14 protein-coding genes are annotated in these 18199 nt (G+C 73.1%); 9 read left to right on the top strand and 5 right to left on the bottom strand.

The genetic code is table 11. The annotated features are described in order from the left end of the window. Positions 1 to 50: 50 nt before the first annotated feature. Both ACJ6WD_RS38720 and ACJ6WD_RS38715 read right to left on the bottom strand, forming a co-directional pair. A complete protein-coding gene (locus tag ACJ6WD_RS38720; protein WP_020931099.1) occupies positions 51 to 1133 on the bottom strand; it encodes a sugar phosphate nucleotidyltransferase in 1083 nt (360 codons plus the stop codon). A gap of 333 nt (positions 1134 to 1466) precedes the next feature. Then, on the bottom strand, positions 1467 to 2822 hold the full coding sequence (locus tag ACJ6WD_RS38715; RefSeq protein WP_376444986.1) for a peptidoglycan recognition protein: 1356 nt from the start codon (positions 2820 to 2822) through the stop codon (positions 1467 to 1469). A gap of 125 nt (positions 2823 to 2947) precedes the next feature. On the opposite strand from ACJ6WD_RS38715, the gene ACJ6WD_RS38710 reads away from it, so the two are divergent. From ACJ6WD_RS38710 to ACJ6WD_RS38695, 4 genes are all read left to right on the top strand, one after another. After that, on the top strand, positions 2948 to 3706 hold the full coding sequence (locus ACJ6WD_RS38710) for a TIGR03089 family protein (RefSeq protein WP_233661793.1): 759 nt from the start codon (positions 2948 to 2950) through the stop codon (positions 3704 to 3706). Positions 3707 to 4090: 384 nt separating this feature from the next. After that, complete coding sequence (locus tag ACJ6WD_RS38705; protein WP_374206913.1) at positions 4091 to 5224, top strand: LCP family protein; 1134 nt, start codon at positions 4091 to 4093, stop codon at positions 5222 to 5224. A gap of 251 nt (positions 5225 to 5475) precedes the next feature. Beyond that, on the top strand, positions 5476 to 7239 hold the full coding sequence (locus tag ACJ6WD_RS38700; RefSeq protein ID WP_407617591.1) for an LCP family protein: 1764 nt from the start codon (positions 5476 to 5478) through the stop codon (positions 7237 to 7239). A 148-nt stretch (positions 7240 to 7387) separates the two neighbouring features. Next, positions 7388 to 9112 carry an LCP family protein gene (locus ACJ6WD_RS38695; RefSeq protein WP_407617590.1) on the top strand — a complete coding sequence of 575 codons (1725 nt, stop codon included), beginning with the start codon at positions 7388 to 7390 and terminating at the stop codon, positions 9110 to 9112. Between the two features lie 55 nt (positions 9113 to 9167). On the opposite strand, the gene ACJ6WD_RS38690 is transcribed toward ACJ6WD_RS38695, so the two are convergent. Next, positions 9168 to 10196 (bottom strand): glycosyltransferase family 2 protein, encoded by a 1029-nt coding sequence (locus ACJ6WD_RS38690; protein ID WP_016572511.1) that lies wholly within the window; start codon positions 10194 to 10196, stop codon positions 9168 to 9170. Positions 10197 to 10642: 446 nt separating this feature from the next. Between ACJ6WD_RS38690 and ACJ6WD_RS38685 the strand changes: the two genes are divergently transcribed. From ACJ6WD_RS38685 to ACJ6WD_RS38675, 3 genes are read left to right on the top strand one after another with little or no spacing between them, the layout of a single operon-like run. After that, positions 10643 to 11950 (top strand): LCP family protein, encoded by a 1308-nt coding sequence (locus tag ACJ6WD_RS38685; RefSeq protein ID WP_376558375.1) that lies wholly within the window; start codon positions 10643 to 10645, stop codon positions 11948 to 11950. Continuing rightward, positions 11947 to 12399: a hypothetical protein gene (locus tag ACJ6WD_RS38680; RefSeq protein ID WP_016572660.1), complete on the top strand. Its 453-nt coding sequence runs from the start codon at positions 11947 to 11949 to the stop codon at positions 12397 to 12399. The genes ACJ6WD_RS38685 and ACJ6WD_RS38680 overlap by 4 nt, the downstream gene beginning before the upstream one ends. Before the next feature lie 45 nt (positions 12400 to 12444). After that, positions 12445 to 13044, top strand: coding sequence for a VanZ family protein (locus ACJ6WD_RS38675; RefSeq protein WP_376444970.1), 600 nt, complete (start codon positions 12445 to 12447; stop codon positions 13042 to 13044). Between the two features lie 28 nt (positions 13045 to 13072). Here ACJ6WD_RS38675 and ACJ6WD_RS38670 read toward each other — a convergent pair whose 3' ends face one another. Next, the gene (locus tag ACJ6WD_RS38670; RefSeq protein ID WP_016572658.1) at positions 13073 to 13627 is read right to left on the bottom strand and encodes an acyl-CoA thioesterase; all 555 of its coding nucleotides are present in this window, start codon (positions 13625 to 13627) and stop codon (positions 13073 to 13075) included. Between the two features lie 284 nt (positions 13628 to 13911). Between ACJ6WD_RS38670 and ACJ6WD_RS38665 the strand changes: the two genes are divergently transcribed. After that, positions 13912 to 15204 (top strand): LCP family protein, encoded by a 1293-nt coding sequence (locus ACJ6WD_RS38665; protein ID WP_233661799.1) that lies wholly within the window; start codon positions 13912 to 13914, stop codon positions 15202 to 15204. A gap of 76 nt (positions 15205 to 15280) precedes the next feature. Here the strand turns inward: ACJ6WD_RS38665 and ACJ6WD_RS38660 are convergent, their stop codons facing one another. Continuing rightward, positions 15281 to 16453, bottom strand: a complete 1173-nt coding sequence (locus tag ACJ6WD_RS38660) for an acyl-CoA dehydrogenase family protein (RefSeq protein ID WP_233661800.1) — start codon at positions 16451 to 16453, stop codon at positions 15281 to 15283. A 207-nt stretch (positions 16454 to 16660) separates the two neighbouring features. Between ACJ6WD_RS38660 and ACJ6WD_RS38655 the strand changes: the two genes are divergently transcribed. Beyond that, the gene (locus ACJ6WD_RS38655; RefSeq protein WP_407617589.1) at positions 16661 to 18004 is read left to right on the top strand and encodes a UDP-glucose dehydrogenase family protein; all 1344 of its coding nucleotides are present in this window, start codon (positions 16661 to 16663) and stop codon (positions 18002 to 18004) included. Positions 18005 to 18199: the final 195 nt, after the last annotated feature.

The raw sequence follows: 18199 nt of genomic DNA, 5'->3' as shown, positions 1-18199 counted from the left end.
GACGTCGCTCCCGGGTGGCCGACGGGTGACGGAGGGGACGGGCGGTGGCGCTACTGGTCGGAGGAGAAGCGCACCGAGCCGGCGGGGATGTCGGCGCCGCACCAGATGCGGATGCCGTCGCGCAGCTCGTTGTCGGGCCCGACCACCGCGCCGTCGCCGATCACCGCGCCGTCCAGGACGGTGCGGGCGCCGATCCGGGCGCCGGCGCCGATCAGCGAGTCGCGGACCTGTGCGCCCGCCTCGATGACGGCGCCGTCGAGGACAGTGCTGCCGTCCACCCGGGCGCCGGCGCCGATGGTGGCCGTCGGGCCGACGACCGTGCCGCCGGTCAGCTTGGCGTCCGGGGCGACGTCGGCGCCCTCCAGGACCAGGCGGTCGCCGCAGCGGCCGGGGACGGCCGGGGACGGGGCGCGGCCCAGGACCAGGTCGGCGGAGCCGCGGACGAACGCCTGCGGGGTGCCGAGGTCGAGCCAGTAGGTGGAGTCGACCATGCCCTGGAGGTGGGCGCCGTCGGCGAGCAGGCCGGGGAAGGTCTCGCGTTCGACGGAGACCGGGCGGCCGGTGGGGATGGTGTCGATGACCGAGCGGTTGAAGACGTAGGCGCCGGCGTTGATCTGGTCGGTGACGATCTCCTCGGGGGTCTGCGGCTTCTCCAGGAAGGCGGTGACCCGGCCGGTGTCGTCGGTGGGGACCAGTCCGAAGGCGCGCGGGTCCTCGACCCGGGAGAGGTGCAGGGAGACGTCGGCGCCGCTGGTGCGGTGGGTGTCGACCAGGGCGCGGATGTCCAGGCCGGTGAGGATGTCGCCGTTGAAGATCAGCACCGGGTCGCCGGGGGCCGAGTGGAGGCGGGAGGCGACGTTGCGGATGGCGCCGCCGGTGCCCAGCGGCTCCACTTCGGTCACGTATTCCAGGTGCAGGCCGAGCGCGGACCCGTCGCCGAAGTACGGCTCGAAGACCTCGGCGAGGTAGGACGTGGCCAGGACGACGTGCTCGACGCCGGCGGCGCGGGCGCGGGCCAGTTGGTGGGTGAGGAAGGGCACGCCGGCGGCCGGGACCATGGGCTTGGGCGTGTGCACCGTCAGCGGGCGCAACCGGGTGCCCTTGCCGCCGACCAGGAGGATCGCTTCGGTCACTTGTGTCCTCTTGTTCGCTTCTCCGCCCCCGCGGCGCAACGGCGCGGGGATCGTCTCGTCGGCCGCGGCCCGGCGGCTGCGGGGGCGACGCTCACGTGGTCTTCTCTGCTTCCTGGGGGTCGGCTGGTCGGCGGACCAGTGTAGGCAGATGGGACATCGGGCCCGGCCGGCGGGACGCCGGGACGCGGCCGGGGTGGTGACGGGGTGACGGGTGGTCTCGCGGCACCTAGGACGCGTGGTGGCGGTGATCGGTTCAGTGTCCGGGCCGTCGAGTCCGCGGGAGCGGGGTGACGAGTTTCACGGCTGCGGCGCCGCCGGGGGCTCCGTTCGAGGTCAGCGGCCCTGGAGGCGGGCCGCGGTCTGGCGGACGTCGGGGAGGTCGGCGTAGAGGAGGGTGCCGGGGCATTCCGTCTTGAAGCCGTCGCGGTGGCCGGAAATGACGTGCTGTTCGACGACCTTGCCCTTGCGGTAGAGGTTGCCGCCGGTGGACGTCATCGCGGTGCGGCCGCGCGGGTCGGCGCCGTGCAGGCCGAGCTTCCAGGCCGCCAGCTTGCCCAGGGCTTCGAGGGCCGCGTGGGGCGGGGCGGTCTTGACGAACGAGCCGAGCAGGGCGATGCCGGTGCTGTCGTTGTTGAAGCCGAGGGTGTGGGCGCCGAGCACCGGTTTGGCGACGCCGCCGGCGCGGCCCTCGTAGATGGTGCCGCACTTGTCGATCAGGAAGTTGTAGCCGATGTCCCGCCAGTGGCTGCTCTTGACGTGGTAGCGGTACAGGCCGCGGATGACCGAAGGGGCCTCGGCGCAGGTGTAGTTGTTGCCGGTGGCGCTGTGGTGGACGAAGACGGCGCGGACGTTGCGGGTGTAGACGAAGCGCGCCTCGCGCAGTTTCTCGTCGGCGCCCCAGCCGGCGCGGGTGACGATGCGGGGGCGGGCGCCGATGTGCACCGGTGCGGCCGGGGCGGCGCCGCCGGCGGCGGTGACGTCGGCTTGCGCGGCGGCCTGGTCGGCGGCCGGGATCTCGGTGGCGCCGAGCGGCGCGAGGGGCGCGTTGGCTGCGGAACTGGCGGTGGCCTCGGGGGTGGCGGCCGGGACGGTGCGGGCGGCGGGGGTGTCGGGGCCGGGGTCGACGAGTTCGAGGCGGAGGCCGTGCGGCACGGCGAGGGCGGCGCGGTGCGGGTCGGCGAGCGTGAGGCGGACCTGCACGGCGTCGCTGGCGCCGACCCACAGGGGGGCCGTGCTGCCGCGGGTGGCGCTGCCGAGGCCCTCCGGGGCACCGGGGTCGGGGGCGTCGTCGCTCTTCTCGTTCTGGAGGTCCTGCCAGCCGGACCACCGGCCGTCGTCGCGGGCCCGGGTGCGGATCTGGACCCGGCCGCGCAGGGCCACCGCGACGTCGTCCCAGACGATGCCGACCAGGGAGAAGGGGCGGACGGTGCGGGGGGCCAGTTCGTGGACGGCGCCTCCTTGGGGCGCGGCCATGTCCTGGGCGGGGGCGCCCGGGGCGGCCGGGACGAGGTGCTCCAGCGGCAGGGACTGGGTGCCGCCCGGCAGGTCACTGGCGCGCGATGCCTCGGGCCCGGCGACCGGGCCCGCGGGGTGGGCGGGGTCCGCGGGGCGTGCGGCGGCCGGGGCCGGGGGCAGGGCGAGGGCGGCCGTGCACGCGGCGCCGAGGCAGGACGCGAGGAAGGGGCGCATGGGAAATCCTGGACACGGCCGGGTGCGGCCCGCCAACGCTGGTCGACGGGAGCATCGGCCGAACCGGTGGCCCGCGGGCCGCACCCGACTGACCGTCAACGGCCCGCGCGCGTACCCTGGCCGCGATGAACGCCACCGATCGCACCCCCGCCGACCTGCTGGGTTCCGCGCTCGCCGCGGACCCGGCCCGCCCGCTGGTGACCTTCTACGACGACGCCACCGGCGAGCGGGTCGAACTCTCCGTCGCGACCTTCGCCAATTGGGTGGCGAAGACCGCCAACTACCTCCAGGGTGACCTGGCCGCCGAGCCCGGCGACCGGCTCGCGCTGCTGTTGCCCGCGCACTGGCAGACCGCCGTCTGGTTGGTGGCGTGTGCGTCGGTGGGCGTGGTCGCCGACGTGGGCGGTGATCCGGCCGCGGCGGACCTCGTCGTCAGCGGCCCGGACACCCTCGACGCGGCGCGGGCGTGTTCCGGCGAGCGGGTGGCGCTGGCGTTGCGCCCGTTGGGCGGCCGGTTCCCGCAGCCGCCGGCCGGGTTCGCGGACTACGCCGTGGAGGTGCCCGGCCAGGGCGACCGGTTCGCGCCGTTCGTCCCGGTGGATCCGGGGGCGCCGGCGCTGGCCGTCGACGGGGTGGAGTTGACCGGTGCCGGCATCGGGCAGCGGGCGGCGGCGGACGCCGCGGACGCCGGGCTGCCGGCGGCGCCGCGGGTGCTGTCGGGGCTGGCGTACGACACCTGGCGGGGCCTGTCGCTCGGGCTGTACGCGCCGTTGGCGACCGGTGGTTCGGTGGTGCTGTGCCGCCACGCGGACCGGCTGGACGAGACGGCGCTCGCCGCGCGGGAGGCCACCGAGAAGGTCACCTTCACGGTGCCCCGCCCGTAGGACGGGCGGCCCGGCCGGGGGCGTCGGCTCCCCCGTCCGGCCGAGGGGAGCCCCGCCGGGCGGGCCGGGCCGGCCGCGCGGGGCCATGCTCGGTGTACGTACGCCCGGCGCGTACGGGCTCCCCGGTGCGGGGTCCGGTGGTCTCCTCCCCGGCGATGCCCGGCGGCGGGAGCGTGTCGCCGACTTCCGTGAGGGAGGGACGCCCCCGTGACCGAGAGCCCCGACACCCCGCCCGGCCGCCGGCGTCCTTCGGAGGGCGGTGGGCGCGGGGCGCGGTTCCGGGGCTGGCCGGCGCGGCCCGTGGGGCGGTTGGCGGCCGGCCGGCCGGGGCCGGTGCGCACCCCGGCGCCGCGGCACCGCCACTGGCTGCGGGCCGCCGCGCTGGTGCTGACCGTCGCGGTGGTGGCGTCGGCGGGGTTGGGGTGGGCCATCTGGACCCGGCTCAACGGCAACATCCGCTCGGACAGCGCCACCGAGCGGGAACTGGAGAAGTACGAGTCGGAGCGGCCGCCGGCGGGCCCGCCGAACGCGCAGAACATCCTGCTGATCGGCTCGGACAACCGCGGTGGCGACAACGGCGAGTACGGGGCGGACAGCGGCACCCAGCGTTCGGACACCACGATCCTGCTGCACCTGGCGGCGGACCGGAAGAGCGCCACCGCGGTCAGCGTGCCGCGCGACGTGATGGTGGCGGTGCCGCACTGCAAGCGCGCGGACGGGACGGAGTCGGCGCCGCAGACGGTGCAGTTCAACTGGGCGTTCGCGTTCGGCGGTGCGGCGTGCACGATCCGCACGGTGGAGCGGATGACCCGGATCCGGATCGATCACCACGTCATCGTGGACTTCACGGGCTTCAAGAACATGGTGGACGCGGTGCACGGGGTGCAGGTGTGTCTGGCCCGGCCCATCGAGGATGACGAGGCGCACGTGGCGTTGCCGGCCGGTCGGCAGACGTTGGACGGCGAGGCGGCGCTCGGTTTCGTACGGGCCCGCAAGAGCTTGGGCGACGGCAGCGACACCCAACGCATGGAGCGGCAGCAACAGTTCCTCGCCGCTTTGGTGAAGAAAGTGCAGAGCAATGGTGTGCTGCTCAATCCGATGCGGCTGTATCCGGTGATGGATGCCGCGACGAGTTCCCTCACGACCGATGCCGGACTCGCTTCCCTCCGGGGGTTGTACGAATTGGTCCGCAGCATGCGCGGCATTCCCACCGCGCACGTGCAGTTCCTGACCGTGCCGCGCACCGCTTACCGCTACGACCCGAATCGCGATGAGCTGGTGCAACCCGATGCGGACCGGCTCTTCGGGCGGCTGCGCAAGGACCAATCGGTGACGGTGGTGCCGCAGCGGCCGTCCGCGGCGGCCGACGACAAAGCGCTCGGCAAAGCGGTCGACAAGGCGATCGACAAGGCGGTCGGCACGGCGGTCGACAACGGTCGGGCCGGTCGGCCGGGGCCCGCCGCGAGTTCACCACCGGCTTTTCCCGGAACCACCGCAGAACACGGCGCCTGCGAATAAAAAGGCCGCACGGTGCGCCGCGGCGCCGTGAAGGGAATGGGCGGATTGCCCAGTTGTAGGGAAGTGGAATGTGTCACGGGCGTCGCCCGACGCTGAACCGGGCGGATAGTGTGAGCGATCCGGTCCGCTCGACCAGCTGACCGATGACCGTTGACCGGCGACCAAGTACTGAATCATTTACTACGCGATCGACCGACCGAGCGCCTTGAGGGGATGGCGCCGCGGGGTACCGACGGAGGACTCAAGGCACCGTGGACGCGCAAGGCCGTGGGCGGGCGGGCGACGACAACGTCGACCCCGCCGATCAGTGGGTGTTCGATCCGAACACCGGCAACTACGAGTTGCGGCTTGACCCGACGGGTCAGGGCCAGGCTCGGCCCGCCGACCGCAAGGCGCCCGGCAGACGTTCCGCGCGGAATCCGGGCGCGGGGGGCGGCGACACCGACACCCGTCCGCTGCCGGTGCAGCGGGGCCGGCGCAAGGACGACGCCGGCGAGCCCGCGGCGGGCGGCCGGGCGGCGCGCCGGGCCGCGGAACGGGCCGGGTCCGCGGCGGCGGCAGGTGGTGCGGCGGCGGGTCGCCGCAGGCCCAAGCCGAAGCAGTCGGGCAAGCGGAAGTTCGTGTACTGGACGGCCGGTGTGGTGGGCTTCGTGCTCGTCGCCGGCTGCGGCACGGCGTTCGTCATCTACCAACAGCTCGACGGCAACATCAAGAAGGTCGACGTCGGCGAGGAGAACTCCGCGGTCACCGACGGCCCGGTGAACCTGCTGGTCATCGGCACCGACGCGCGCACCGGCAAGGGCGACGCCGGCTACGGCGACTCGGGCAGCGTCGGCCACGCGGACACCACGATCCTGATGCACGTGTCCAAGGACCGCACCAACGCCACCGCGTTGAGCATCCCGCGCGACCTGGTCACCGACATCCCGGACTGCCCGACCAAGCAGCCGGACGGCTCGACGAAGGTCATCCCGGGCCAGCAGCACGTGCGGTTCAACACCAGCCTGGGCCAGGAGGGTCGGGACCCGGGGTGCACCTGGCGGACCGTCGAGAAGCTCACCGGCGTGAAGGTCAATCACTTCATGATGGCCGACTTCAACGCCGTGAAGGACCTGTCCAACGCGGTCGACGGCGTCGAGGTGTGCGCGGGCAAGGACATCGACGACCCCAAGTCGCACCTGAAGCTGACGGCCGGTCGGCACGTCGTCAAGGGCGAGCAGGCGCTGGCGTTCGTGCGGACCCGGCACGCGGTGGGCACCGGCAGCGACCTGAGTCGGATTCAGCTCCAGCAGCAGTTCGTCGGATCGCTGATCCGCAAGCTGAAGTCCAGCGCGTTCAGCAGCCCGAGCAAGCTGCTCGACGTGGCGCAGGCCGCGACCAAGGCGCTGACCGTGGACACCGGCATCGGCAGCGCCTCGAAGCTGATGGACTTCGGCAACGACCTGAAGAAGGTCGACCTCAACAAGATCACTTTCGCCACCGTCCCGGTGCTGGACAACCCCCGGGACAAGGCCACCGTGATACTGGACGAGGCCAAGGCCGACCCGCTGTTCAAGATGGTGCAGCAGGACCACACGCTGTCCAAGGGCGCCGGCAAGGACAAGGGCGGCAAGAAGTCCGCACCGGTCAAGAAGGCCCCGCCGGAGCTGGTCCGAGTCGACGTCACCAACGGGGGCGGGCCGTTCGGCGCGGCCCAGGAGACCGTCGACTGGCTCCAGAACAACAAGGGCGCGCGGCTCTCGACCAACGCCGGCAACGCCGCGGAGAAGCTGTCCGCGACCCGGCTGGAGTACGCGCCCAACCAGGCGGACCAGGCCGCCACGCTGGCCGAATGGATGGGGCTGCCCAAGAGCGCGTTGAAGCAGACGACCGCGGACGCCGGTGCGCGGGTCCCGATGAAGCTGGTGCTCGGCAAGGACTTCACCGCCCCGGGTTCACCGATCGAGGCCCCGACCGAAACCCCGGAGGGGGTTCAGCACGTCAATGCAGATGACAAGAACATCTGCGCGAAGTAATCCGGCGGGCCCCGGCACGGGCGCCCCGTAGCGGACCCGGCGTCCGCCGCGTCCGACGGAGCCGGAGCTCGCGCCGGGCGCCGCGGCGGCACCGGCCCTCGTGCCGGGCCGCCGCACGCACCGGAACGGACGACGGGGAGTGGGCCGAATGCCGCAGAGCGGTGTGCGCGGTGAGGGGCAGCGTCGGGGGCGACGGGAAGCGGAGCCGGAGCCCGAGCCGAAGCGGCTCGGCTGGACGGCGGAGAAGGGCTTCGAGGACAAGGGGCTGCCCCCGGACGCGCCGGGCTGGGCCCCCGAGGGGGGTTCCGGCGGCCCGGCTCCCGACGGGGGCGGCGGTCCGCCCGAGGACGGGCCGGGCGGGCACCGCGAGGGGCGCCCGCCGCGCCGCCGCAGGGGACGCCGGGTGCTGCGCTGGACCGCGTTGGGCCTGGGCGTGCTCCTGGTGGCCGGGGCGACCGGCGGCTACCTCTACTACCAGCACCTGAACTCCAACCTCCGCAAGGAGGCACTGGACCTCGGTCCGGGCGGGCTGGCGAAGCCGGAGCCCAACGCGTTCGGGCAGACGCCGATGAACATCCTGCTGGTGGGTTCGGACGGCCGGAACAGCGAGAAGAACATCGAACTGGGCGGGGCCCGCCAGGACGCGGACCGCAAACCACTGGCGGACGTGCAGATGCTGCTGCACGTCAGCGCCGACCGCAGCAACATGTCGGTGATCTCCATACCGCGCGACACCCGGGTGGACATCCCGCAGTGCACCGACCCCAAGGACGGCCACGTCTACCCGCGGACCACCGCCGCCATCAACGAGTCGCTCCAGCACGGCGGTCCGGGATGCACCGTCGCCACCTGGAAGGAGCTGACCGGCATCTACATCGACCACTTCATGATGGTCGACTTCGCCGGGGTGGTGGACATGGCCGACGCGGTCGGCGGGGTGCCGGTCTGCGTCGACCGCAACGTCTACTCGCACGACAGAAGGGGCCACGGCAGCGGGCTGAAGCTCACCAAGGGCACCCACTCCGTCCAGGGCGTCCAGGCGCTCCAGTGGCTGCGCACCCGTTACGGCTTCGAGGACAACACCGACATCGGCCGGGCCAAGGCCCAGCACATGTACATGAATTCGATGATCCGGCAGCTCAAGCAGGGCACCAAGCTCACCGATCCGGTGCAGCTGCGGGACCTCGCGGAGGCCGCGACCAGCGCGCTCACCGTCGACGACGGGCTGGGCTCGGTCAAGAAGCTCTACGACCTGGGCGGCGACCTCCAGCGGGTGCCGACCAAGCGCATCACGATGGCCACCATGCCGTGGCAGTACGGTCCCGGGGAGAAGTACGTGCTCCCCAAGCCCGGTGAGGCGGAGGCGACCTTCGCGATGCTGCGCAACGACGTCGCGCTGGACGGCAAGGCCGGCGCCGGCGCCAAGAAGAAGTCGGAGCCCGGACCGTCGACGCCCAAGGCGAAGCTGGACGTCGTCGTGCAGAACGGCACCGACGGCGCGCGCGGCCCGGCCGGCGGTCGCGCCAACGAGTTGCACGCCCGACTGCTGGCGCTCGGCTACACCGGCGCGCACACCGACTCCCAGCTCACCAGCCGGGCCGACACCACCCTGCTCTACCGGGACGCCGCCCAGCGCGGCGACGCCCTGGCGCTCGCCAAGGCCCTGGGGCTGCCGAGCGGTGCGGTGCGGGAGTCGTCCGCGGTCGGAACCGTGCGGCTGGTGGTCGGGAACGACTGGCGGACCGGCACGACGTACCCGGCGGCCGACGGCGACGGCGGGTCGACGCACCAGGCCCCCAAGAGCGCGGACCCGCTCAACGCGGAGAAGGACTCCTCGGCCTGCATGAAGGTCAACCCGCAGTACTCGTTCTGACGGGTCGACGCCCGCGCCATGCGGTGCGCGCCCCGAAAGGCGCGCACCGGGGCGGTTACTCCGCGGCCGGGGCCGGCACCACCGCGGGCCGCCGGCTGGCGATGACCTTCTGCGCGAGGGCGCGCGGGCTGGTGAGGAAGCCGGTGCCCCACGACATGTGCATGGTCGCCAGGGCCAGCGGGATCTGGGCGCGGGCCTTCAGCGACAGGCCCTTGCCGGCCGGCAGCGAACCCGCGGTGATCGCGGCCAGGTAGCCGGCCGGGACGACGAGGCCCCAGGGCGTGACGGCCGCGCCGACGACCAGGCCCGCCGCGATGGCGCAGACCGCGGTCGGCGGGGCGAGGTAGCGCAGGTTGATCGATCCGGAGTGGTAGCGGGCGACGACGTGCCGCCACTTGCCGTAGTCCTTGTACTGCTTGGCCAGCGCCCTGACGCTGGGCCGCGGCCGGTACTGGACCTTCAGCTCCGGCGAGAACCAGACCTGCCCGCCGGCCTCGCGGATGCGGAAGTTCAGCTCCCAGTCCTGGGCGCGGATGAACTCCTCGTTGTAGCCGCCCTGCTGCTCCAGCACCTCGCGCCGGAAGACGCCGAGGTAGACCGTTTCGGCGGGGCCGGCCGCGCCGCCGGTGTGGAAGGCGGCGTTGCCGACGCCGATCTTGGAGGTCATGGCGGCGGCCACCGCCTCCTCCCAGGCGTTCTCGCCCTCGGCGTGCATGATGCCGCCGACGTTGGCCGCGCCGGTCTCCTCCAGGAGGCGCACGGCGGTGGCGATGTAGTTCGGCGAGAGCATGCCGTGGCCGTCGACGCGGACGACGACGGGGTGCCGGGACGCCTTGATCGCGGCGTTCAGGGCGGCCGGGGTGCGGCCCGTGGGGTTGGCGACGGTGTGCACCCGGGGGTCCTCGCGGACCAGTCCCGCGGCGATCTCGTCGGTGCGGTCCGTGGAGGGGCCGAGGGCGATCACCACCTCCATCTCGCCGGCGTACTCCTGCGCCAGGATGTGCCGGACCGCGTTGCGCAGGTGACGTTCCTCGTTGAGCACCGGCATGATCACGGAGACGGCCGGGAGCTGCTGCTGGGGCATGGTTCCTCGGGGGTACGGCCCGCGGCGAGCCGCCATCGGGGCGGCAGCGCCCGCCGGGAGACTGCGGTATTCCGCCTCACGGTACCGCGAACGGGGGACCCCGTCGGACGGCAACCGGGTGGCCGGACGACGACCGCCCGGTGTGTGGCGTTTTGATGCAGATCGTACGGGTTTACGGTGACTCGGTCCGTTCCGTGACGGGCTCCGTACCGCACCCGTCCGCGCACCGGCCGGACCCGCCCGCGCGGCCCCGCCGCCCCTGTCCCCGTCCACCGCGGAGGTGGCCCGTGACCGTGCCGTCCCCCTCCTCCCGCACCGTCCCGGGCCGACGCCCCCGACGGTCCCGCCGCCGCCTACGACGCCGGCCGCAGCGAGCCCGCTGGGGGGTGCGGATCAGCGCCGCGGCGACCGCCCTGCTGCTGTCCGCGAGCGGGGTGGGCCACGCCATGGTCACCGGCGTGGAGACCGGGATCAGCCGGGTGGACGCCTTCCAGGGCATCAGCGACCGGCCCGGCGGCGGCGCCGGCCTGACCTTCCTGGTCGTCGGCACCGACGGCCGGGACAAGCTGACCGACGAGGAGAAGCAGAAGTACCACCTGGGCGGTGACCCCTGTCACTGCACCGACACCCTGATGCTGGTCCACCTCTCCGCCGACCGCAGCCGCGCCAGCGTCGTCAGCCTGCCCCGCGACTCGTACGCCGAGGTGCCCGCGCACCAGGACGCCGACGGCCGGCGCCACCCGCGGCACGCCCTGAAGCTGAACGCCGCCTATGCCGAGGGCGGCCCCAACCTGACCGTGCGCACCGTCGAGCACATGACGGGGGTGCACATCGACCACTACCTGGAGGTCGACTTCACCAGCTTCATGCGGACCGTGGACGCGGTCGGCGGGGTGGAGGTGTGCACGGTGCGGCCGCTGCGGGACCGCTTCTCGGGGCTGGACCTGCCGGCCGGCACCTCGCGGCTCAACGGCGGCCGGGCGCTCCAGTACGTCCGCTCGCGCCACGTCGACGCCTCCGCCGACCTGGGGCGGATGCAGCGCCAGCAGCGGTTCCTGGCCGCGCTGCTGGACCGGATCACCTCGTCCGGCGTGCTGATGAACCCGGTCCGCTTCAAGGAGGTGGCGGACGCCATGCTCCGCTCGGTGCGGGCCGACGACGGCTTCGGGGCGGGCGACCTGGCCGACCTGGCACAGGCGATGCGCGGCTTCGGCCCGGCCTCGTCGGAGTTCGCCTCGGTGCCGCTGCGCGGCGAGGCCGAGAACGTGCCGGGGCTGGGCTCGACGGTGCGCTGGGACCCGGTCCGGGCGCCGCAGCTGTTCCGGGCGCTGCGCGAGGACCGTCCGTTCGCGGCCCGCCCGGACCCGAAGGCGCCGGCCGCGCCGGTCGTGGACGTCCCGCCCGAGCACGTCCGGGTGCAGGTCGAGAACGGCACCGGGCGGCCCGGTCAGGCGGCCCAGGTCACCCGGCAGCTGCACGCCATCGGCTTCGCCACCGAGGTGGCCGGCGACGCCGCGCACGGCACCGCGACCGAGACGGTGCTCTCCTACGACCCCCACTGGGACCGCTCGGCGCGCTCGCTGGCCGCGGCGCTGCCCGGCGCCCGGCTGCGGCCGACGGCCGGGCAGGGGCCGGTGATGCGGCTCACCGTCGGGACGGGCTTCCGGGCGGTGCGGCCGGTGCGGGCCGAGGAGCCGACCGCGGCCCCCGGGTCGTTGGCGGCGATCACCGGCGACCAAGCGGTGTGCCGATGACCGTTCCCGCGCCCCGACGGACCGCGCCGGGGCCGCAGCCGGCCGGGCCGGGCCGACGGCACCGCGCGGGCCGGACCGCGGCCGCCGTCGCCGTGCTGGGACTCCTCGCGGCCACCGCGGCGGCGGCCCCGGCGGCCCCGGACGCGCCGACCGGCTGCGGCGTCCTGGTCCGCGGCCGGCTGTGCCTGCGCGGGCCGGTCGGCGCCCCGGGCCGCTACACCGCCGTCTACCGGCGCGACGAGCCGATGCCCGGCGAGCTCACCGTCCGGCTCGGCTACCAGCGCAAGAACTCCCGGATCACCGCGTTCCCCGGCTGGTTCGGCACCGGACGGACCCAGGGCGGCACGCTCCGGCTGAGCGGGCGGGTGGAGATGCTGCCGGACGAGTGCATCCGGGGCGTCATGGAGCACACCGCGACGGTCTTCGTCACCAAGTGGAGCTGCGGCTGACACCGGGCCTGCGGCGTCCGGGGTCCGGAAAGGTGGGTGCGGAGCATGTGGCAGGTCGTCCTGGCCATCACACCGACGACGGTGGTCCTCTTCCTGCTCGGGGCGCTGGCGCTGGCCCTGGGCCTGGCGCTGTGGGCGCTGCGGGCCCCGCAGCGGCGGGCCCCGCGCACCACCGCCCGGGTGCTGCTGGCGGCCTGGCTGCTGCTGACGCTGGTGGTCACCCTCGCCCCCACCCAGCCGATCGGCTCCGGGGACGCCACGTTCTGGTGGCGCCCCGGGGAGGGACTGTTCGAACTGGGCGCCCAGCTGGAGCCGAACCAGGTGGCGCTGCTGGTGCGGCGCCTGATCGCCGGCACGGCGCTCTTCGTGCCGTTGCCGCTGCTGCTGCGGTGCGCCGCGCCCCGGTGGTCGGCGGCCGGGGCGTTCCTGCTGGGGGTGGGGCTGAGCGTCGTCATCGAGGTGGCGCAGCTGCTGATGCGGGCGGGCCGGGTCGCCGACATCGACGACGTGCTGTGCGCGGCGGCCGGGACGGTCCTCGGGGCGGCGCTGGCGCTGCTGGCGAAGGCGGCCGCGGCGGTGCTGCACCACCGGGCGCTGCACCACCGGACGGTCGCCGCCGCGGCGCCCGCGCCCGAGGAGGCGTGAGCGCCGCCGCCCGGCCGGGCGGCGGCGCTCAGGCGTCGTCGAGGCCCTCGGCGGCGCGCCGCTCGCGCAGCTCCTTGATGGCGCGGCGGCGGGCCAACCGGTGCGTCCGGCGGATCTGGGCCTCCTGGTAGCGCCGCCTGTCCCGCTCGGTCTCGGGGACCACGGGCGGCACCGTGCGGGGCTTGCCGTGCTCGTCGACGGCGGCGAAGACGAGGTAGGCGGAGCCGACCTGCTGGGCGGGGGTGGATTCGTTCCAGCGCTCGGCCAGCACCCGGACGCCGACCTCCATGGAGGACCGGCCGGTCCAGTTGACCTGCGCCTTGACGTGGACGAGGTCGCCGACCCGGACCGGCTCCAGGAAGGCCATCTCGTCCATGGACGCGGTCACCGCGGGGCCGCCGGAGTGCCGGCCCGCGACCGCGCCCGCGGCGTCGTCGACCAGTTTCATGATCACGCCGCCGTGCACCGTGCCGAGGAGGTTGGTGTCGGCCGCGGTCATGATGTGCGACAGCGTGGTGCGGGAGACGGAGGTGGGCTTGCCCGCAGGGCCGTCCTCCGGGCTGTTGGTGGCGAGGTCGGTCATGCAGAACAGCGTAAGCCGGTGCCGTACGGGACCGTACGGCGCGGGCCGGGGAACGGACCCGGCCCGGAGTGACGCAGGTCTCGGTGCGGGCGTGAGATGCCTCTCCTCTCCGACGCCTGGAACCATCCGGAATGGATGCTTCCGATGGTCGCGCCGGAATCGTCGGGCCCTTCGGGGTATGGCCCGTTAGGGCTGCGTCGCTTTGCATCAGCTCTGCAACAGCCGCGGCCCGATCCGGTACCCGCCCTATGGAGCGGACTCCCGCGGCGTGCACACTTCCCCCTATGAATGAGTGGCCCCAAGGACGGTCCGGCGACCAGAGCGGCAACCGGTACGGGCGCGGCAGCGGCGCCGAGCCGGAGGGCGCGCGCGCCATGCCGCACGTACGGCGCGACGCAGGCCCCGGCTACCAGCGCAACGAGCCCCCGCTCCCGCCCTCGCTCTCGCCGCGCGGCGGCAGCGTGCCGCCGCAGCAGTCCCGGAGCCACGACGACGGCTACAACACCGGCCAGGTCTACGGCGGGGGCGGCGGCCGCGGCCGGGGCGGCGACGGCTACGGCGGAGGCGACGGCTACGACGCCCGACCCCGCCCGCGGTGGGGCCGCCGCATCAAGTGGGCCCTGATCACCCTGGTCGTGGTGGTGCTGGCCGCCTCCATCGGCACCTACTTCTGGGCCGACGGCAAGCTGCGCCGCGAGGTCGACCTGAGCAAGGTCATCGACCGCCCCGCGACCGGCGACGGCACGAACTACCTCATCGTCGGCACGGACAGCCGCGAGGGCATGACCGACGAGATGAAGAAGCAGCTGCACACCGGCGGCCCCACCGACGGCGGGCGCACCGACTCGATGCTGATCCTGCACGACGGCAGCAACGGCCCCACGCTGATATCCCTGCCCCGTGACTCCAACGTCGAGATCCCCTCGTACGTCGGCTCGACCTCCGGCAAGAAGTACCCGGCGACCGGGCGGCACACCAAGCTGAACGCGACCTACGCCGAGGACGGCCCGGACCTGCTGGTACGCACCGTCGAGTACAACACCCACCTGCACATCGACCACTACGTCGAGATCGGGTTCGCCGGCTTCGCCAACATCGTCGACGCGCTCGGCGGCGTCGAGATGAACATCCCCCAGGCGTTCAAGGACAAGGACTCCGGCGCCGACTTCAAGGCCGGCACCCAGACCCTCACCGGCGCACAGGCGCTCGCCTTCGTCCGGACCCGGCACGCCTTCGCCTCGCAGGACCTCCAGCGCACCAAGAACCAGCAGAAGTTCCTGGCCGCCGTGGCCAAGCAGGCAGCCACCCCGGGCACCGTCCTCAACCCCTTCAAGCTCTACCCGACGCTGGGCGCCGGCCTGGACACGCTGAAGGTCGACAAGGACATGGGCCTGTGGGACCTGGGCCAGATGTTCTTCGCGATGAAGGACGTCAGCAGCGGCAACGGCAAGTCCATGAACATGCCGATCTCCGGCACCGTCGGCGGCAACCTGGTCTGGGACCAGGCCAAGCTCAAGCAGCTCGTCCAACAGCTCAACAACGACGAACCGGTCACCGTCTCCGGCGGCGACAGCTGACCGGACCGGCCGCCTAAGGGACGGGGCCCCGACCGCAGTTGCGGTCGGGGCCCCGTCCCTTAGGGCGGACCCTGCACTACGGCAGGTTCCGCGCCATGACGATCCGCTGGACCTGGTTAGTGCCCTCGTAGATCTGGGTGATCTTGGCGTCCCGCATCATCCGCTCCAGCGGGTAGTCACGGGTGTAGCCGTAGCCGCCGAGGAGCTGGACGGCGTCGGTGGTGATCTCCATGGCGGCGTCGGAGGCGTAGCACTTCGCGGCGGCGCCGAAGAAGGTCAGGTCTTCACCCTTGCTGCCGGCCGAGACGCGCTCGGAACGGGCCGCGGCGGCGTAGGTGAGCTGCCGGGCCGCCTCCAGCTTCATCGCCATGTCGGCGAGCATGAACTGCACGCCCTGGAAGTCGCCGATCGGCTTGCCGAACTGCTTGCGCTCCTGGACGTAGCCCTTGGCGTAGTCCAGCGCGCCCTGGGCGATGCCGAGTGCCTGGGCCGCGATGGTGATGCGGGTGTGGTCCAGGGTCTTCATGGCGGTGGCGAAGCCGGTGCCCTCCGCGCCGATCATGCGGTCGGCGGGGATGCGGACGTTGTCGAGGTAGACCTCCCGGGTCGGGGAGCCCTTGATGCCGAGCTTCTTCTCCGGGGCACCGAAGGAGACGCCTTCGTCGCCCTTCTCGACGACGAACGCCGATATGCCCCTGGACCGCTTCTCCGGGTCGGTGACGGCCATGACCGTGTAGTACTCCGACACCCCGGCGTTGGTGATCCACCGCTTCACGCCGTTGAGGACGTAGAAGTCCCCGTCCCGCACCGCCTTGGTCTTCATCCCCGCCGCGTCCGAACCGGCGTCCGGCTCGCTCAGGCAGTACGAGAACATCGCGTCGCCCTTGGCCAGCGGCGCCAGGTACTTCTTCTTCAGGTCCTCGCCGCCGGAGAGGATCACCGGGAGCGAACCGAGCTTGTTGACCGCCGGGATCAGGGACGACGAGGCGCAGACCCGGGCGACCTCCTCGATGACGATCACGGTCGCCAGCGCGTCGGCGCCCGCACCGCCGTAGGACTCCGGCACGTGCACGGCGTGCAGGTCGTTGGCGACCAGGGCGTCCAGCGCCTCCTGCGGGAAGCGGGCCTCCTCGTCCACCGCGGCGGCGAACGGCGCGATCTTCGCCTCGGCGAGCGAGCGCACCGACTCGCGGAGCATGTCGTGCTCCTCGGACGGCCGGTACAGATCGAAATCAGCGGTTCCCGCCAAGGTCTCTCACTCCCCAAGAGGTGCCGGCAGCGCTAACTACCGTTAAGTAACCCTTACTGAGAAGGGATTCTAGGGCGGATCCCGGGGCCGCGGGTAGGTGAGGTTCCCGACAGTCCCCCATGGTGCGCACCACGGCCGGGAAGGGGCGTTCCGTGCGCGGATATGCTCGGTCAGCACCACATTCCGCCAGACGTCTGGAGCCCCTCAATGGCCCTCAAGATCACCGTGATCGGCACCGGCTACCTCGGTGCCACCCACGCCGCCGCGATGGCCGAGCTGGGTTTCGAGGTGCTGGGCCTGGACGTGCAGCCGGAGAAGATCGAGATGCTCCGCCGGGGCGAGGTCCCGATGTACGAACCGGGACTCGAAGAACTGCTGCGCCGCCACGTCGCCGGCATCGAGGGCTCCACCGGCCGGCTCCGCTTCACCACCTCCTACGAGGAGGTCGGCGCCTTCGGCGACATCCACTTCGTCTGCGTGAACACCCCGCAGAAGCACGGCGAGTACGCCTGTGACATGTCCTACGTCGAAGCCGCCTTCGACGCGCTGGCGCCGCACCTGACGCGGCCCACGCTGGTCGTCGGCAAGTCGACGGTGCCGGTCGGCAGCGCGGCCCGGCTCGCCCGGCGCCTGACCGCCGCCGCACCCGCCGGCACCGACGCCGAACTCGCCTGGAACCCCGAGTTCCTGCGCGAGGGCTTCGCCGTCCGGGACACCCTGCACCCCGACCGCCTCGTGGCCGGCGTCACCAGCGAACGGGCCGAGGCGCTGCTCCGCGAGGTCTACGCCACCCCGATCGCCGAGGGCTCGCCGTTCGTCGTCATGGACTACCCCACCGCCGAGTTGGTGAAGACCGCCGCCAACTCCTTCCTGGCCACCAAGATCTCGTTCATCAACGCCATGGCCGAGGTGTGCGAGGCCGCCGACGGCGACGTGGTGAAGCTGGCCGAGGCGATCGGCCACGACGAACGCATCGGCAAGAAGTTCCTCCGCGCCGGCATCGGCTTCGGCGGCGGCTGCCTGCCCAAGGACATCCGGGCCTTCATGGCCCGCGCCGGCGAACTCGGCGCCGACCAGGCCCTGACGTTCCTGCGCGAGGTCGACTCGATCAACATGCGCCGCCGCGGCCACATGGTCGAACTGGCCCGGGACGCCGTCGGCGGCGGCGGCTTCCTCGGCAAGCGCGTCGCCGTCCTCGGCGCGACCTTCAAGCCCGACTCCGACGACGTCCGCGACTCCCCCGCCCTCAACGTCGCCGGCCAGATCCACCTCCAGGGCGGCCAGGTCACCGTCTACGACCCCAAGGGCATGGCCAACGCCCAGCGACTGTTCCCCACCCTCGGCTACGCGGAGAGCGCCCTGGAAGCGGTGCGCGGCGCACACGTCGTCCTGCACCTCACCGAATGGCGCGAGTTCCGGGAACTGGACCCCGCCGCACTCGCCGAGGTAGCCGGCGAACGCCGCATCCTCGACGGCCGCAACGCCCTCGACCCCACCCTGTGGCGCAAGGCCGGCTGGACCTACCGGGCGTTGGGGCGGCCCTCGGCCTAGGGCTTCGCTTCCCACGTTGTCGGCTGTCCCGCCGTGGGGGTTGCCGTTTGCGCCTGGCGGCGCGGGGCGTTGTCGGCTGTCCCGCCGTGGGGGTTTCTGTGTGCGCCTGCGGCGCGTTGCCGCTGCGCGGGGCGTTGTCCGCTGCGCGGGGCGTTGTCCGCTGCGCGGGGCGTTGTCCGCTGCGCGGGGCGTTGT

This window comes from Streptomyces sp. VTCC 41912 (assembly GCF_045799175.1).
Classification (GTDB): domain Bacteria; phylum Actinomycetota; class Actinomycetes; order Streptomycetales; family Streptomycetaceae; genus Streptomyces; species Streptomyces albulus_C.
The sequence above is the reverse complement of the archived record's forward strand: the minus strand, read 5'-3'. Positions and strand labels throughout refer to the sequence as shown.

Excerpts from the sequence above, each read along its gene's own strand:
- ACJ6WD_RS38710 (WP_233661793.1), top strand. The coding sequence starts at position 2,948 with ATGAACGCCACCGATCGCACCCCCGCCGACCTGCTGGGTTCCGCGCTC.
- ACJ6WD_RS38690 (WP_016572511.1), bottom strand. The coding sequence starts at position 10,196 with ATGCCCCAGCAGCAGCTCCCGGCCGTCTCCGTGATCATGCCGGTGCTC.
- ACJ6WD_RS38670 (WP_016572658.1), bottom strand. The coding sequence starts at position 13,627 with ATGACCGACCTCGCCACCAACAGCCCGGAGGACGGCCCTGCGGGCAAG.
- ACJ6WD_RS38655 (WP_407617589.1), top strand. The coding sequence starts at position 16,661 with ATGGCCCTCAAGATCACCGTGATCGGCACCGGCTACCTCGGTGCCACC.
- ACJ6WD_RS38665 (WP_233661799.1), top strand. The coding sequence starts at position 13,912 with ATGAATGAGTGGCCCCAAGGACGGTCCGGCGACCAGAGCGGCAACCGG.
- ACJ6WD_RS38695 (WP_407617590.1), top strand. The coding sequence starts at position 7,388 with ATGCCGCAGAGCGGTGTGCGCGGTGAGGGGCAGCGTCGGGGGCGACGG.
- ACJ6WD_RS38675 (WP_376444970.1), top strand. The coding sequence starts at position 12,445 with ATGTGGCAGGTCGTCCTGGCCATCACACCGACGACGGTGGTCCTCTTC.
- ACJ6WD_RS38685 (WP_376558375.1), top strand. The coding sequence starts at position 10,643 with ATGGTCACCGGCGTGGAGACCGGGATCAGCCGGGTGGACGCCTTCCAG.
- ACJ6WD_RS38715 (WP_376444986.1), bottom strand. The coding sequence starts at position 2,822 with ATGCGCCCCTTCCTCGCGTCCTGCCTCGGCGCCGCGTGCACGGCCGCC.
- ACJ6WD_RS38680 (WP_016572660.1), top strand. The coding sequence starts at position 11,947 with ATGACCGTTCCCGCGCCCCGACGGACCGCGCCGGGGCCGCAGCCGGCC.